This window comes from Pseudomonas sp. Kh14 (assembly GCF_900291005.1).
In the GTDB taxonomy this organism is placed as follows: domain Bacteria; phylum Pseudomonadota; class Gammaproteobacteria; order Pseudomonadales; family Pseudomonadaceae; genus Aquipseudomonas; species Aquipseudomonas alloputida.
Genome location: NZ_OLKJ01000029.1, coordinates 208,197 through 223,660 on the forward strand (window position 1 = coordinate 208,197; position 15,464 = coordinate 223,660).

The following is a 15,464-nucleotide window of genomic DNA, read 5'->3' on the forward strand; positions in this document are numbered from 1 at the left end:
TTATTACCATGATCGATCAAGCGACAGGCATGAAACCAGGCGAACGTTACTGCGTGGAGAACGTCGAGCGCGCCCATCAATTTCCCGGTTTCTTTCTGGACGGCAGATATTACCTTGGCCCTGAACTGCTGACGGCTGTCGGCTGGCTCGAAGGCACGAAGTTCATCTATGACAGCCTGGATGCGGAAGGTGAGCCCGTCTTCCCCGATCGGGTGGCCGGCACCATCGAGGGGTTGAAATTGGTGCTGATCGACGGCACCGCCCTGGAGCTCTCGAGGATAGAAGCCAGTGCTTTCCTCGGGTCTGCGACTGACGAGTTCGAGCAAGATCCGCTGCCAGCCGAGCCGTCACGCCCAACACAGGTAAAAGGCCCCTTGCGCGGCAAGGTCGTGGTCATCACCGGCGCTTCAAGTGGCATAGGGAGGGCCACCGCGCATGCGTTTGCCTGCAAAGGTGCTCGCCTGGTCCTGGCCGCACGGGATGAAGAAGCGTTGTTCGAGGTGCTGGACGAGTGCACCGATTGCGGGACAGACGCCGTGGCAATCACCACCGACGTCACCAGCAGCGACCAGATGCAAGCGCTGGCCGCGCAGGCCGCCGAATTTGGCCATGGCCGGATCGATATCTGGGTCAACAACGCCGGCGTCGGCGCGGTCGGCAGCTTCGAGGAAGCGCCACTGGAAGCCCATGAACAGGTCATTCAAACCGACCTGGTCGGTTACCTGCGCGGCGCTCATGTGGCCCTGCCCTACTTCAAGGCGCAGCGCAGCGGCACCCTGATCAACACGCTGTCATTGGGCAGTTGGGTTGCCCAACCCTATGCAGCAGCCTACTCGGCAAGCAAATTCGGCCTGCGTGGCCTGACCGATGCGCTGCGGGGAGAGTTGACGGAATTTCCCGATATCCATGTCTGCGATATCTATCCAGCGGTCATGGACACGCCAGGGTTCAGGGATGGCGGTAACTACACCGGCCACGCGCTCACCCCGCCTGGGCCGGTCTACGATCCAGAGTGGGTGGCAAAGGCCATGGTCGCATGCGCCATTTCCCCTCGTGCACACACCACGGTCGGCACCGCCGCGCGCCTTGCCCACCTGGCCAGCTTCCTCGTTCCAGGTCTACCGCTGCTTTCGGGATGGCTGACACGCTGGGGCATACACCGCAGTCCCACTGCAGCGATTTCCTCGGGCAACCTGTTCGAACCACCCAGTGGCCGGCGCAGCGTGGACGGCGGCTGGCGAAGCCGCAAAAACAACACACCATTGTTGGTGAGTGCAGCAGTCCTCGGCATTATTGCCGGGCTAGTCATTACCCGCACGCAACGCAGGCGCCGCTGATGTGAACCGCTGAACATCCAGCGAGGACGACTGTATCAGACCTGTGCCCTGTCCTGAGGCCGTCCGCCATACGCCTGACAAAGCGTTTCCTGGGTCATGCGGACTCCAAAGAAGCAGACTTAAAGCCCAAGCTTCGCATCAGGTCACGTGCCGCTTCGAAGAACATGGGCTTGAGGCTTTCGGCGTACTCTTCAGTTAAACGACTCGCAGGCCCTGAAATCACAAGGGCGCCCATGAGTTCCTCTTGGGCACCGTAGATGGGCAGCGCCATCGAAGCCGCATGAGGGTCCGTTGCGCCTTTGGAGTAGTAAGGTTTTTGCAAGGCAATGCCGATTTGATAGGGAGCGCGCAAGGCCTGCGCACCCGCTGCTTCATCCATCGGACGCATGTCACCAGGCTGCAGGTTCAGACGCAGTCGATGCGATGAATTGACCCGATATTGGCACATCCGATACGCACCGTGACGCACATAGAAGGAAGCGGTTTCACCCGACTGTTCAGCCAGATAATGCAAACGGGGCATCACGTGCCTTTCGAGGTCTAGCGCCTCCTGATACACAGCGTTCAAACGCATGACTTCGCTCGCCAACTGATAGCGACCATCAGCCATGCGCGTAATGAACCCGTGGTTCTCCAAAGACACCATCAAACGCATGATCGTGCTCTTGATGAGCCCGGTACGCTCAACCAGCTCGACAAGGCTCAGCGCAGAGTCGCCTACCTGAAAAGCGGTAAGCACGGTCAAAACACGGTCTGCCGATGCCACACCATTCACCGCTGGACGCGGCCGCGCTTTTGCCATTTGCAAAACCTCACACGATTGAGGCCCTCCATTCAACGCGAGGGCAGAAAAACCTCATTATCCGACAACGGTCGGCCCCCGCCAACGTAGCATGCGCCGTGGGCCAGGTAAAAACGCCAGCAGGGCAATGCCTGCGCCTGCTGGCAAGAGGTCAATCGTGATCGTATGAGGGTGTGTTCATCGCCTTGAGGACAAAGGCGTCTGCACTCTCCCCGTGGCCAAAGGCAAGCCGAACTGGACGCTCAGAACAGCGGCAGAGTGTAGTTGATGATCAGACGATTCTGGTCACCACTGCGCGCTACCTCGCTGTGCGACTTGCCGTTGCGCCAGGTCACACCAAGCCCTTTGAACGTGCCGCCCTGAATCACGTAATCCAGCGAGAAGTCTCGCTCCCACTCTGACTGTTCGGCGCCGCCGGCGGTCTGGATGTGGTCGCCTTTCAAATACATCACCGAAGCTTTCAGCCCCGGTATGCCGTTGGCAGTAAAGTCATAGCCATACTGGGCAAATCCGGTACGCTCACCAGCGCGCGTGAAGCTGAGCAGCATCTTGTCGGTCCACAGATACAGGCTGCTGCCGCCAGCCCCCTTGTCGATCGAACCCTGGTTGATCTGCACGAAGTTGCTATCGTCGGAAACGCTCTGATACCCCAGGGTCAGCGAGTGGCCCCGCAGGCGATAGGTGAACGCCGCACTCCACAGGTCATTATCGATCTCGCCATCGCCACCCTCGGTGAAACCACCGACGGTATAGCCCTGGCTACGCCCTGAGCTGCTGCCGTTGGCACCGTCCGAACGGGTGCGGAAATAGCGCAGGTCAGTGGTCAACGAGCTGTCATCGGTCAACACCAGCCTGTGATTGAGGCCGGTGAACTGCTGCAGGTAGTAGTCTTCGAGTTGCCCGGCGTAGTACTGCACCAGCAGGGAATCGGTGACACGGTAATCAGCACCGGCAAAGTTGAAGCGATCACTCTCCTGGGTGCCACCGCTTACGCCCATGCCGGTGAGGTCAGTCGATGCTCGCCCCCTGGCGCGGTTCAGGGCGCCGCCGATCAGCGTCAGGTTTTCGATGTCCTTGGACTGCAGTTGCACGCCTTGGAAGGTCTGCGGCAGCAACCGGCCATCAGAGGCCACCAGTATCGGCAACTTGGGCATCAGCTGCCCCACGCGCAGCTCGGTCTGGCTCATTTTCATCTTGGCGGTGACACCGGCGCTGCTCCAGCGGTCAGCTGCGCGATCGCCATCGGAAGGAATCATGCTACCGCCCTGATGCCGTCCCCTGCCGCTGTCTAGCGTCAGGCCCAACATGGCCGTGGCATCCACGCCGAACCCTACTACACCCTCGGTATAGCCCGAGCGCAGGTCGAGAAGAAAGCCTTGCGCCCACTCCTCGGTTTTAGAGGGCTCCGCCGTGCCTTCACGGTTGTCGCTGTTGAAGTAGAAATTGCGCATCGACAGATTCGCATGGCTGTCACTGATCACGGCGGCTTGAGCAGACAAGCCGATGACACTGCCGCAGGCTGCCAGAGCAATGCGACAGATCGAACGTAGGGCTTTCAAGAAAAGAGACTCCAAGGCATAGCTGTTGTTTTTTTTGAAATGGCATTTCTTTTATATGGACTCAGATTACCCTGAATTCGTCAATAGGTGAGGTAAATCGCCGATAGACGCCAGCATAACGCGCAGCGTCCGCTTTCCCATTCGTCGGAATATGGTTTATTTTGCAACATCATTTCATTATATAAACCAAAACAACAATCGGACGCCTTGCCGTCCCCCGGCCCTACAGGAGCGCTCCATGAGCTTCTTTGCTGCCCCGCCAACCGTGGAAACTGCGGTATTCACCCGCCTGCCCGACCGCTTCCGTGACCCGCGCCCGACAGCCTGGGCCAATGCCAACCGCCAGGGCCGTGCCATCGACTCGTTCCTCGAAGGCCCATCGTTCGATCGCCAAGGCCACCTGTACGTGACCGACATACCCAACGGGCGAATTTTCCGCATCTCGCCCCAAGGCGAATGGGAGTTGGTGTGCCAGTACGATGGCTGGCCGAACGGCCTGAAGATTCACCAGGATGGGCGCATCTTCATCACCGACTACAAGCGCGGGATCATGTTGCTCGACCCGCAGACAGGCGCCATCGAGGCGCTGCTCGACTCGGCCGGCTCCGAGGGCTTCAAGGGTGTCAATGATCTGGTGTTCGCCCCCAATGGCGACCTGTTTTTCACCGACCAGGGTCAGACCGGCCTGCAAGACGCCACAGGCCGGGTGTACAGGCTCGACGCCAGCGGCAACCTGACCTGCCTGCTAGGTACCATCCCCAGCCCCAACGGCATTGTCTACGACCCCCACCTCAACCACCTGCTGGTGGCCGTGACCCGTGCCCAGCAGATCTGGCGAATTCCCCTGGGCAATGGCTCGATCGTCGGCAAGGTCGGCGTGTTCGCCCAACTGCACGGCGGGCTGGGCGGGCCTGACGGCCTGGCCTTGGATGCCCAGAGCAACCTGTACATCGCCCACACCGGTTTCGGTTCGGTGTGGAAGCTGTCGAAAGTCGCCGAACCACTAGAGCGCATCGTCTCCTGCGCCGGTATCAGCAACACCAACCTGGCCTTTGGCGGCGATGACGGCCAGACCTTGTTCATCACCGAATCCGAGACGGGCAGCATCTTGCAGGTCAGGACCAAGGCCCCAGGCCTTGCGATGTTCTCGCACCGCTGATAACGCCCAGCCTCACTGACAACAACTACAAGAAGACCAGACGACATGAACAACCAAAATCTCAGTTTACCCCCGCTGAGCGAGGCCGAAGGCGAACGCCTGATGCACCGCGTGCTGTGGCGCCTGCTACCGTTCATTTTCTGCTGCTATGTCATCAGCTACCTGGACCGCACCAACGTCGGCTTCGCGGCCATCTCCATGAACCAGGACCTGGGCCTGACCGCCACCATGTTCGGCTGGGCGGCCGGGCTGTTCTTCTTCGGCTATTTCATCTTCGAGCTGCCCAGCAACCTGCTGCTGCAACGCTTTGGCGCACGAGTGTGGATCGCCCGCATCATGGTTACCTGGGGCTTGCTGTCGATGGCCACGGCGTTCGCTACCGGGCCGATCAGCTTCAGCATCCTGCGCTTCATGCTGGGCGTTGCCGAGGCAGGCTTCACCCCTGGTATCTACCTGTTCTTCACCTACTGGTTCCCGGGCAAGTGGCGCGCCAAGGCTACCGCTGCGTTCCTGCTGGGCATCCCCACCGCCAACATCATCGGCTCGCCGCTGTCCGGCTGGCTGATGCAGCAACACGACGTGATGGGCCTGAAGAACTGGCAACTGCTGCTGGTCACAGAATCCTTGCCGGCCGTGCTGCTGGGTATCGCCTGCCTGTGGGTGCTGGTCGACAGCCCCGCAAAGGCCAAGTGGCTGAGCGAGCGGGAAAAGCAATGGCTGGGCAACAGGATTTCGCAAGAGCAGCAGGCGATCGGCGCGAACCATGGCCATACACTGCGCTCGGCACTGACCAACCCAAAGGTGTTCACCCTCGCCGCGATCAACTTCTGCTGCATCGTGGGCTCGGTCGGCATCGGCATGTGGTTGCCGCAGATCATCAAGGGGCTGGGCATCTCCGCAGGCACGCTGGGCTTCGTAGTCGCATTGCCTTACATCCTGGGCGCCATCGCCATGACCCTATGGGCACGCCTGGCCAACCGCAGCGAACAACGCCTGCCCTACGTGGTCGGCGCGCTGGGGATGGCCGCCCTGGCCTTGGTCACAGCCGCGCTAGTCGCAGACCCGCTGGTCAAGATCGGTGCGCTGTGCATCGCAGTGGCCAGCATCCTGTCCTTCCAGGCTACCTTCTGGGCCATCCCCTCGACCTTCCTCACCGGCCGCGCAGCCGCCGGCGGTCTGGCGATGATCGTCTCGATCGGCAACCTGGGCGGTTTCACCGGGCCGTTCATGATCGGCCTGATCAAGGACGCCACCCACAGCTTCGTCATACCGTTCTTCGCAGTGGCGGCCATTCTGGTGATCGGTATCATCCTCATGATCTGGCTGGGCGACCCGGCCAAACGGCAAGCCCCCCAGGGCCAGGCCATCTGAGCACTCAATGGCGGCGATACCTGATGTACTGCCCCGACAGCCCCAACATCAGCACCGCGCCGGCGATCCCCAGTGTCGCCGGTGCGCCCCATCGAGCGGCGATCAAACCTGCGGCCATGCCGCCCAAAGCCTCGAAACCAAAGCGCATGGCAATGTAGAAGGCGATGACCCGGCCGCGCAAATGGCTCGGCGCGCCGCTCTGCAATTGCATGTTGGTGCTGACGTTGCTCAAGGTGATACCAAAACCCAATACCGCCAACCCCATCAGTGCCAGCGGCAGCTCCCCCGCCAGCCATAAGCCAATCAAGGCGACCGCGCACGAAAGCGCACCGGCATCGGTGAACTGGCGCAGCCGCGGCAAGGCGCCGCCCACCGCCAACACCAGCGTCGCCACGAACGCCCCCGCACCTGCCGCCCCCCATAGCCAACCCAACACCCGCGCGTCACCGGCGAACACCGCCCTGGCCAGGATGGGTAGCAGTGCTGCGTAGCAGGAAGCCAGCAAGTTGACCATGATCACGTTGACCAACAGCTGGCGCACGTTGCGGGTCTGCCACATATAGTCCAGGCCCTCGCGGAACACCTGCGCGGTTGAGCCGCCGGCCTTGGGGCTGGCAATGCCGCGGACCTTCAGCAAGCCACCCAACAGCGCGAGAAAAGCTACGGCAGTGAGCAGGAAACACGCTGCTTCACCGGCAAAGGCAATCAGCGCCCCAGCCAGTGGCGGGCCGACGAAGCGCGCGGCATTGATCAGCATGGCATTGAGCACGAGCGCATTCGGCAGGTCGCCCGGATTGTCGACGAAGCTGCCGATCAGCGCCTGGCGCAGCGGCGTTTCAAGGGCGTTGAGCAGGCCCAGCAGCAGGGCCATGCCAGCGATGAACGGCCCGTCCACCCAGCCCAGCCAGGTCGCGACGCCCAACACCAGCGACTGCACGATCAGGATCAGTTGCACGATGATGAGCAGGCGGCGTTTGTCGTGGCGGTCTATCCAGGCTCCTGCTAGCGGGCCGATGAGCAGTTGCGGCGCCAGCGAAAGAAAGGTGATCAGCCCCAGCAGCACGGCCGAACCGGTCAGGTGATAGGCCAGCCAAGCCAATGTTACCTGCTGCACCCACTTGCCCAGCGTGGAAACACCCTGGCCGACGAAATAGATCTGGAAATTGCGATGAGAGAGCGCCCGCACAGCGGCGGGCCAGCGCGTGCGATACGGTGGTGATGAATCGGACAAGTCTGCGAAACCTCAATAGACCCGCGACCGATACCGAACCATCAGCCACTGCGCACCCCATCGCAAGGTGCACAGCTGATGCTGGTTCAGCCTGGCAGCAGGCAACCTTTCTTCTTCAAGGACTCCAGGACCCAGGAGCGGTCGTTGGTGCCTTGGGCAATTTTTTCCATCTGCGCGGTTTCGGCAGCGTGTTTGGCGGTGGCGCCCGCGTAGACCTCGGCAACATGGTCGTAAGGCACGCACAACAGGCCATCGTCATCACCGATCACCAGGTCGCCCGGCTCGATCACCATACCATCAATGGCGATCGGCACGTTGATCTCGCCCGGGCCATCCTTGTAAGGACCACGGTGCGACACACCTGCAGCGAACAACGGGAATTCGCCCGCGCCGATGTTGGCAGCATCGCGGATGGCGCCGTTGATGACGATACCGGCCACGCCACGCTTGACCGCGTAGGCCACCATCATTTCACCGATCAGGGCGTTGGTCAGGTCGCCGCCGGCATCGACCACGATCACGTCGCCCCGCTGAGCGATGTCGATCGCGTAGTGCAGCATGAGGTTGTCACCTGGACGGGCTTTGACGGTCAAGGCCGGACCGCACAGCACGCCTTCGTGATGCATGGGGCGCAGGCGGGCACCACCTGCAGTCATGCGGTTCATCGAGTCGCTGACATTAGCGACCGGAACCTCACGGTAGCGTGCAACCCACTCATCGCCGACTTTACGTGCGCGCTCAAGTACTTGGAAGCCAATGCTCATGTGACATACCTCTCTTGGTGTTATTCGATGGAATCGGTATCTGCCGAATCTGTTTTTAGAATGTCATTTCATTGTCCGTATATCAATGGATTTTTTGAGGCCTATGATTGCGGCTCGACAGAGATCTGTCTTATTTTCTTGCAACAGCGTTTCATTATGATAGGGTTTAGACCAATGCCACAGATACGCGGCAGACCGCCCCTGAATTGCCCCTGACAAGAACAAGGTAACCACGATGTCCCGTACCATTCTGCTGACCGGCCCCGAGCTCGCCGCCGAGGCCATGAACCTTGCCGCCGAACAGGGCGTCAGAATCGTCCCCACTACGCCCTACCTGCCGGCCGAAGAACTGGAAGCGATCATTCGCGCTGAACAGCCCGATGCCATCGTGGTACGCCAGGGCAACCTGACCCGCGCCATGATCGAGGCTTCGGACAAACTGAAAGTGATCGCAAAGCACGGCGTGGGCTACAACACCATCGACATCCAGGCCGCCGCAGACCGCTGCATCCCGGTCTCGATCGCCGTAGGCGCCAATGCCCAGTCGGTGGCCGAGCTGGCCTTCGCCCTGATGTTCAGCGTGGCCCGCCAAACCGCACTGCTGGATGCGCGCATGCGTGACGGGCATTGGGACAAGGCCTCGGCCAACGGTATCGAGCTGTCGGGCAAGACCTTGGGCCTGATTGGCCTGGGCTCGATCGGCGGCATCCTCATGGACCTGGTGGCGCCGCTGGGCATGAAGGTCAAGGTGTTCGACCCCTACCTCAAGCAGCTGCCAGAGCGCCCGCACGTCGAACGTGAAGAGGATTTCGATTGCCTGCTGGCTGACAGCGATATCATTAGCCTGCATTGCCCACTGACCGAGACCAATCACAACCTGATCGGCGCTGCCCAGCTTGAGCGCATGCGCCCAGGCGCCATCCTGATCAACACCGCCCGTGGCGAGCTGATCGACACCAACGCCCTGGTGAAAGCGCTCAGCGAACGCCGCATCGCCGGTGCCGGCCTGGACACCTTCAATCCCGAGCCGCCGCCTGCCGACAGCCCGCTGTGGGGCCTGCCGACCTTGGTCGCCACACCGCATGTCGGCGCCAACACCACCGAGGCCCGTGACCGTGTAGGCCTGGTAGCGTTGAAACAGATTCTCGATGCCTGGGCGGGCAATGCTCTAGACCCACGTTGCGTGGTCAATCGCCACCTGTTCGCCAACTGATCGCCCCCTCTCGCGCGCCGCTTCGCGAGAAGGGGCACGCTCCCGACGCGTCACTCCAGAAAAAAAACAATTGGAGAGCACCATGACTTCAGCAACACCCCTGCCGGACGATCTCGAACGCAGCACCATGCACCGTGTCGCCTGGCGCCTGCTGCCATTCCTGATCATCTGCTACCTCATCGCGATCATCGATCGCGGCAACATCGGCATGGCATCCCTGCAGATGAACGAGGACCTGCAGCTCACGGCCAAGGTCTTCGGCTTTGCCAGCAGCCTGTTCTTCTTTGCCTACTTCTTGGTGGAAGTGCCCAGCAACCTGGCCATGCAACGTTACGGCGCACGTATCTGGATCGCCCGTATCATGATCACCTGGGGCCTGATCTCGGCAGGCACGGCGTTTGTCCAGGGCGCCAACTCTCTGTACGTGATGCGTTTTTTGCTCGGCGCTGCCGAGGCCGGTTTCTTCCCAGGTGTACTGCTGTACCTCACCTACTGGCTGCCGTCGGCCTACCGTGCACGCATGGTGGCGCTGTTCATGGTGGCGATCCCTGCCGCCAACTTCATCGGTTCGCCGCTGTCGGGCCTGCTACTGAGCCTGGACGGCTGGATGGGCCTGCGTGGCTGGCACTGGCTGTTCATTCTCGAAGGGATACCTGCCGTACTGCTTGGCGTCGCCTGCCTGTTCGTGCTCACCGATCGCCCCGAGCAGGCCAAGTGGCTGAGCGACGAGCAGCGCGGCTGGCTCACTCGGCGCCTGGCTGATGAAGCCTCGAAAAAGACCGCCATCGGCCATATCTCGCTGTGGAAGCTGCTGCGCCACAAGGACATCTGGGTGCTGGCACTGATCTATTCGGGCGCTTCCGCCGCTGGCAGCACCATGAGCGTGTGGGCCCCGCAGTTACTGAAAACCTTTGGCCTCAGCGCCATGGAGATCGGCCTGGTCAACGCCATCCCTTACGGCATTGCCTCGGTGCTGATGGTCATCTGGGGTCGCAGCTCCGACCGTACCGGCGAGCGTCGCTGGCACACCGCGATGACCATGCTGCTGATCGCGGCGGGCCTGCTGATGACCTTGTTCACCTCGTCTCTGCCGGCAACGGTGGTGATGCTGACCATGGTTCTGGTGGGGGCGTATTCGATGAAAGGGCCGTTCTGGGCGCTGGTGTCGGGTTGGCTGTCTTCGTCGACCGCTGCTGCGGGCCTTGCAGCCGTGGGCGCCATGGCCAACCTGATCGGCGGAGGCCTCATGGTCAATGCCTACGGCGCCATTCACGATGCCACTGGCAGCTACTCTCTGGCGCTGATGCCATTGGCCGCGCTGTGCACCGTGGCCGGTGTCGCGGTACTGGTAATCGGCCGAAAGCGCCAGCGCGAGCAAGCTGAAACAGCCGGTGCCGTCAGCGCAAAATAAACCGCACAAGCCGCACTTCGATGCCCACTTTCCTGCCCAGGGAATGTGGGCATCGTCATTTCACAACCACCAGAAGCTGTCGCCTCCAAAGGTGCCATTGCCGATGCCGTGCAGCGCGTGATCTTGGTTTCGATGCGGTACTTGTCGCCGACGGTCACAGCTGTTCGGACACGCCAGTGATGAACGCTAAGGACATCGTTTCTCATCACAATGCAACGCTTGACGGGCCGTTCTGCCATCTAGTCCGGGCTGAGGAGTGGAGCTTCCTGTAGAGCCCGAAACTGAGGATCTGCGTCGATCTTGTCCAGCAGTTTATTCTCCCGCTCCAGCAGCCCCAGGCGAAGCGGCTTCCCGCCTCTGCCTGCTCAAGCGTAAGGGCGTGACTTGCAGCTTGCTCTTAATGTTATGTTATAACTAAGCGCATTAAAAGTTACCTCTGGCTCGCCTGCGAACCGGCCATGGCCGGCAACGGGTACCAGGCCGGGGCCGTCGTGCGATGCTGACCGATGAGGAAATGGCCCAGGAATCGCAAGCTGGCAGGCCCCTTCCCCGGCTGGAACTGATTCATACCCCTTGCTGCCACGTGCAAGGCTCCCACCAATGGATATACATGATGAGCTCAGCATTACCCGACGTTTCCGTCACCGACCTGGCCCCCAGCCTAAGCCCGTTGCAATGGGTCGGCATGCAGGGTATCGACCTGCCGGTAAGGATCGAAGAACCGACCTACCAGCGTGAACTGCACGCCCGGGCGGATGTCCAGGTCGACCTGCCGGCACCACACGTCAAAGGCATTCACATGTCCAGGCTGTATCGCCTGCTGGACGCCTGGGGACAGGCTGCGGCGGTGTCGCCGGCAAGCCTCTTTGCGCTGTTGCAGGAGATGATCGACAGCCATCAGGATTGCGAAAGCCGCAATGCCAGGGTGCGCCTGGATTTCGACTTGCTGGTTCGCCGCCCTGCACTGGTGACCGAGGGCCTCTCTGGCTGGAAGTCGTACCCGGTTCACGTGCTCGCCACGAAGGTCGGCGGGGCACTGAACCTGAGTATCGAAGTCAGGATCGGCTACTCCTCGACCTGCCCCTGCTCTGCCGCTCTCTCCCGGCAATTGATTGAGGACGGCTTTCTGCAAACCTTCCAGGACCAGCCACTGCTCGAAGCCAGCGCCGTTGCGCAGTGGCTGCGCAGCAACGCGTCGCTGGCAACGCCGCACAGCCAACGCAGCGAAGCTCGGGTGCGTGTCGCGGTACCTGCCGACGCCCCTGATCTCGGTTTGCTGGCCCTGATCGACCAAGTCGAAGGCGCCTTGCGCACGCCGGTTCAGACCGCCGTGAAACGGGCTGACGAACAAGCTTTCGCGGCACTCAACGGGCAAAACCTGATGTTCGTCGAGGACGCTGCGCGGCGTATTCAGGTAAGCCTGCAGGGTTACCGCGATAGCCAAGTGCACGTTCGCCATCTGGAAAGCCTGCACCCGCACGACGCCTCGGCCTGGTCCGCCCCGCAGGCCTCTGCGCATCACTATTAACTAGCGTTACGTTATTACATCCAATAACATGCGCGAACCAACACATGAAAATTTCCTCACCAGGACTCATTTGTCAGGCCTGGCGCCAAGACGCACCCAACACTGCAACGTTATAGCGTGAAAAACGGAGACTTTACGTGAACCCTCGTGCCCCCCTTCTGGCCGGCCTGACGCTGGGCTTGTTCGGCCAGCCGATTTCAGCGGCACAACCCTTGCTGCTGAACGAAACCTCCATCACCGACGCCTACCTCGAAGAGCGCGCTGACGGGCCGGTGCAAGGCTATCGTGCCAACCGCTCTGCCACGGCCACCCGCACCGATACCGACATCCGCGACACGCCGCAGAGTATCGATGTAGTGCCCGCGCAGGTGATCAAGGACCTCAACACCACCCGCATCGACCGCGCCCTGGACTTTGCCGGCGGCGTGTCGCGGCAGAACAACTTCGGCGGCCTGACTTTCCTCAACTACAGTGTGCGCGGCTTCACCACGGGCGAGCTGTACAAGAACGGTTTCGCCATCAACCGCGGCAGCTACAGCTCGCCGGACACGTCCAACATCGAGCGCATCGAAGTGCTCAAAGGCCCGGCGGCCAGCCTGTACGGCCGTGGCGACCCTGGCGGACTGGTCAACATCGTCACCAAGCGCCCCCAGGCCGAAGCCTTCAGTACCCTCACCCTCAGCGCAGGCAGCTGGGACCGCTACCGCACCGCCCTGGACGCCAACTCGCCACTGGACAGCGAAGGGAATCTGCTGGGCCGGATCAACCTCGCCGTCGAAGACAACGACAGCTTCCGCGATCATGTCGGCAGCGAGCGCCGTATCGTCAGCCCCTCCCTGAGCTGGCAACTGTCACCCGACACCCGACTGATGATCGACACCGAGTTCTCCCGCACCGAGTCGGTGTTCGATCGCGGCATTCCGGCGGTCAACGGCGAAATGGGGTCGGTCAAGCGCTCGACCTTCCTTGGCGAGCCGAATGACGGCGATATCCGCAACGACAACCAGACCCTCGACGTGGCGCTGGAACACGTGCTCAACGACAACTGGAAGCTGCGCCTGGCCAACCACTACACCCAGGGCACGCTCAAGGGCAGCAGCTCCGAGCCCCAGGCCCTGGTGGGCACCACCATCACGCGCTTCTATCGCGAACGCGACTTCGAATGGAACGACAACATCACCCAGGCCGAGCTGCACGGGCAGTTCGAGCTGGGTGGCTGGCAGCATCAGACCCTGGTGGGGCTGGAGTACGAAAACTACCGCAACAGTCAGAAGTACCCGCAAAGCGCCACCTCCGCAGCGTATGGGCTGGATATCTACAACCCGGTATACGGCAAGCCGAAGCCAGCCATCACCCGTGCCAACGACTTCTTCGAGCACACTGAAAGCTACGCGATCAACCTGCAAGACCAGATCGCCTTCACCGAGCGCTTGCGGGGGTTGCTTGGCGTACGCCTGGAGCGCTTCGAGCAGACCTCGCAGAACCGCACCACGGGTCTTAGCAACAGCCAGGAAAAGGACGTTGCCACACCGCGCATCGGGGTGTTGTACCAACTGACCCCGCAAGTCGGCGTGTTCGCCAACGCATCCACTTCGTTCAAACCCAACACCATCGGCACCCAGGGCCAGGTGTACAAGCCTGAAAAGGGCTTGGGTTACGAGACCGGGGTCAAGCTCGACCTCCTCGACAGCCGCCTGGGCGCGACCATCGCCCTGTTCCATATCGACAAGGAGAACGTCATCACCACCGACGCCCTTGGCGAGAGCGTGGCGGCGGGTGAAGCGCGCAGCCAAGGCCTGGACCTGCAGTTCAGCGGCCAGCTGACCGACGCGTTGCGAGTGATCGGCGCCTACGCCTACATCGACGCCGAGGTCACCAAAGGCGACGCAGCCCTGCCCAAAGGCAGCGACTTGCTCGGCATCGCCCGTAACAGCGGCAGCCTGATGGGCGTGTACGAATTCCAGGACGGTGCCCTGCGCGGCTCGGATGTGGGCGCAGCGGTGAACTACGTCGGCGAACGCTCCGGCCAGGCCGGCAGCGACTTCACCCTGGACGCCTACAGCACGGTCGACCTGCTGGCGCACTACAAGGCCAGCGAACAGGTCACCGTCGGCCTTAATCTCAACAATCTGTTCGACCGCAAGTACTACGAACGCTCGTACAACAGCGCTTGGGTGCTGCCCGGGGAGCCACGCAACTTCAGTGTCAGCCTGACCCTTAGCCTTTGAACCGAGGAACCATCATGCATCCATCGTTGAAAGTCGCGTCCCTGTTGACCCTGATGGTCAGCGTCCACGCAGGCGCCCACGGCCTGTGGACCGAGGAGCGACGTGGCAATATCGAGGCCGTGTACGGCCACGGCGCCGAGGATAACGCCTACAAGGCGGAAAAGATCAAGCGCGCCTGGGCGTTCGACGCGACCGGGAACATGGTCCCGGTCACGGTCGAGCGGCTGGCGGATCATGCCGTGCTGCGACCACTTACCCCGCCTGCAGCACTTGCCGTGCTGCTGGACAACGGGCCTTGGTCGCAGCGCCCGGACAAGCAATGGGTCAGTCAGGATCGCACCCACGTCAAGGATGCGATCGCCTCCACCCACAGCTTGAAATACAGCCTGGCGATCTACCAGCGCGGTGCTCGCCTGCCGAAACTGGACATGCTGCGTTTGGCGATCGTTCCCCTGAGCGACCCTCTGCAAGTCGGGCCAGGCAAGACGCTGGAAGTGCAGGTACTGCTCGATGGCAAACCGGCTGCTGATATCCCGCTGCAGGGCGATTATCGGAGCGCCCCTCACCAGGTCAGCGCCACCACGGACAAGCAAGGCCGGGCACGGATCACCGTACGCAATGAAGGACTCAACATCATCGCGGCACAGGCTACCCTGCCAATGGCAGACGGCAGCCCCGTGGCCCAGCAGAGTCTGTTCAGTTCACTGACATTCCTGGGTGAGCCGCACCACGAGTAACATAAGTGACCTACCTCGGCCGTGACGGCCGAGGTATGGCAGTTAGAGACGTTCGCAATGAGTGCCTGCAAGTCGATTACCTGCATGATGGGCACTTGCATTACATGCAGGGCGATCATGTCGA

The 15,464-nt window shown here is 61.5% G+C and carries 12 protein-coding genes and 1 pseudogene; 9 read left to right on the forward strand and 4 right to left on the reverse strand.

Annotated features, from left to right (window positions below):
• Positions 1–8 precede the first annotated feature (8 nt).
• A complete protein-coding gene (locus FQ668_RS15740) occupies positions 9–1,337 on the forward strand; it encodes an SDR family oxidoreductase (protein ID WP_019438177.1) in 1,329 nt (442 codons plus the stop codon).
• Positions 1,338–1,431: 94 nt separating this feature from the next.
• Here FQ668_RS15740 and FQ668_RS15745 read toward each other — a convergent pair whose 3' ends face one another.
• Both FQ668_RS15745 and FQ668_RS15750 read right to left on the reverse strand, forming a co-directional pair.
• Positions 1,432–2,139: an IclR family transcriptional regulator gene (locus tag FQ668_RS15745; protein ID WP_019438178.1), complete on the reverse strand. Its 708-nt coding sequence runs from the start codon at positions 2,137–2,139 to the stop codon at positions 1,432–1,434.
• Positions 2,140–2,381: 242 nt separating this feature from the next.
• Complete coding sequence (locus tag FQ668_RS15750) at positions 2,382–3,671, reverse strand: OprD family porin (RefSeq protein WP_230678109.1); 1,290 nt, start codon at positions 3,669–3,671, stop codon at positions 2,382–2,384.
• A gap of 265 nt (positions 3,672–3,936) precedes the next feature.
• Between FQ668_RS15750 and FQ668_RS15755 the strand changes: the two genes are divergently transcribed.
• The gene (locus FQ668_RS15755; protein ID WP_019438180.1) at positions 3,937–4,857 is read left to right on the forward strand and encodes an SMP-30/gluconolactonase/LRE family protein; all 921 of its coding nucleotides are present in this window, start codon (positions 3,937–3,939) and stop codon (positions 4,855–4,857) included.
• A 45-nt stretch (positions 4,858–4,902) separates the two neighbouring features.
• Positions 4,903–6,228, forward strand: a complete 1,326-nt coding sequence (locus FQ668_RS15760) for an MFS transporter (protein WP_019438181.1) — start codon at positions 4,903–4,905, stop codon at positions 6,226–6,228.
• Between the two features lie 4 nt (positions 6,229–6,232).
• On the opposite strand, the gene FQ668_RS15765 is transcribed toward FQ668_RS15760, so the two are convergent.
• Both FQ668_RS15765 and FQ668_RS15770 read right to left on the reverse strand, forming a co-directional pair.
• Positions 6,233–7,459, reverse strand: coding sequence for an MFS transporter (locus FQ668_RS15765; protein WP_031307340.1), 1,227 nt, complete (start codon positions 7,457–7,459; stop codon positions 6,233–6,235).
• A gap of 86 nt (positions 7,460–7,545) precedes the next feature.
• Positions 7,546–8,223 carry an RraA family protein gene (locus FQ668_RS15770; RefSeq protein ID WP_019438183.1) on the reverse strand — a complete coding sequence of 226 codons (678 nt, stop codon included), beginning with the start codon at positions 8,221–8,223 and terminating at the stop codon, positions 7,546–7,548.
• A 235-nt stretch (positions 8,224–8,458) separates the two neighbouring features.
• Here FQ668_RS15770 and FQ668_RS15775 point away from each other — a divergent pair, with 235 nt between their 5' ends.
• The 6 genes and pseudogenes from FQ668_RS15775 to FQ668_RS15800 all read left to right on the forward strand — a co-directional run bounded on the left by FQ668_RS15775 (position 8,459) and on the right by FQ668_RS15800 (position 15,340).
• Positions 8,459–9,436, forward strand: coding sequence for a hydroxyacid dehydrogenase (locus tag FQ668_RS15775; protein WP_019438184.1), 978 nt, complete (start codon positions 8,459–8,461; stop codon positions 9,434–9,436).
• 82 nt (positions 9,437–9,518) lie between these two features.
• Complete coding sequence (locus FQ668_RS15780; RefSeq protein ID WP_019438185.1) at positions 9,519–10,847, forward strand: MFS transporter; 1,329 nt, start codon at positions 9,519–9,521, stop codon at positions 10,845–10,847.
• A 104-nt stretch (positions 10,848–10,951) separates the two neighbouring features.
• Positions 10,952–11,119: pseudogene (locus FQ668_RS29030) on the forward strand (cysteine hydrolase); the annotation flags it as partial.
• 341 nt (positions 11,120–11,460) lie between these two features.
• Complete coding sequence (gene folE2, locus FQ668_RS15790) at positions 11,461–12,375, forward strand: GTP cyclohydrolase FolE2 (protein WP_019438187.1); 915 nt, start codon at positions 11,461–11,463, stop codon at positions 12,373–12,375.
• A gap of 137 nt (positions 12,376–12,512) precedes the next feature.
• The gene (locus FQ668_RS15795) at positions 12,513–14,603 is read left to right on the forward strand and encodes a TonB-dependent siderophore receptor (protein ID WP_019438188.1); all 2,091 of its coding nucleotides are present in this window, start codon (positions 12,513–12,515) and stop codon (positions 14,601–14,603) included.
• 14 nt (positions 14,604–14,617) lie between these two features.
• The gene (locus FQ668_RS15800; protein ID WP_019438189.1) at positions 14,618–15,340 is read left to right on the forward strand and encodes a DUF4198 domain-containing protein; all 723 of its coding nucleotides are present in this window, start codon (positions 14,618–14,620) and stop codon (positions 15,338–15,340) included.
• Positions 15,341–15,464 lie beyond the last annotated feature (124 nt).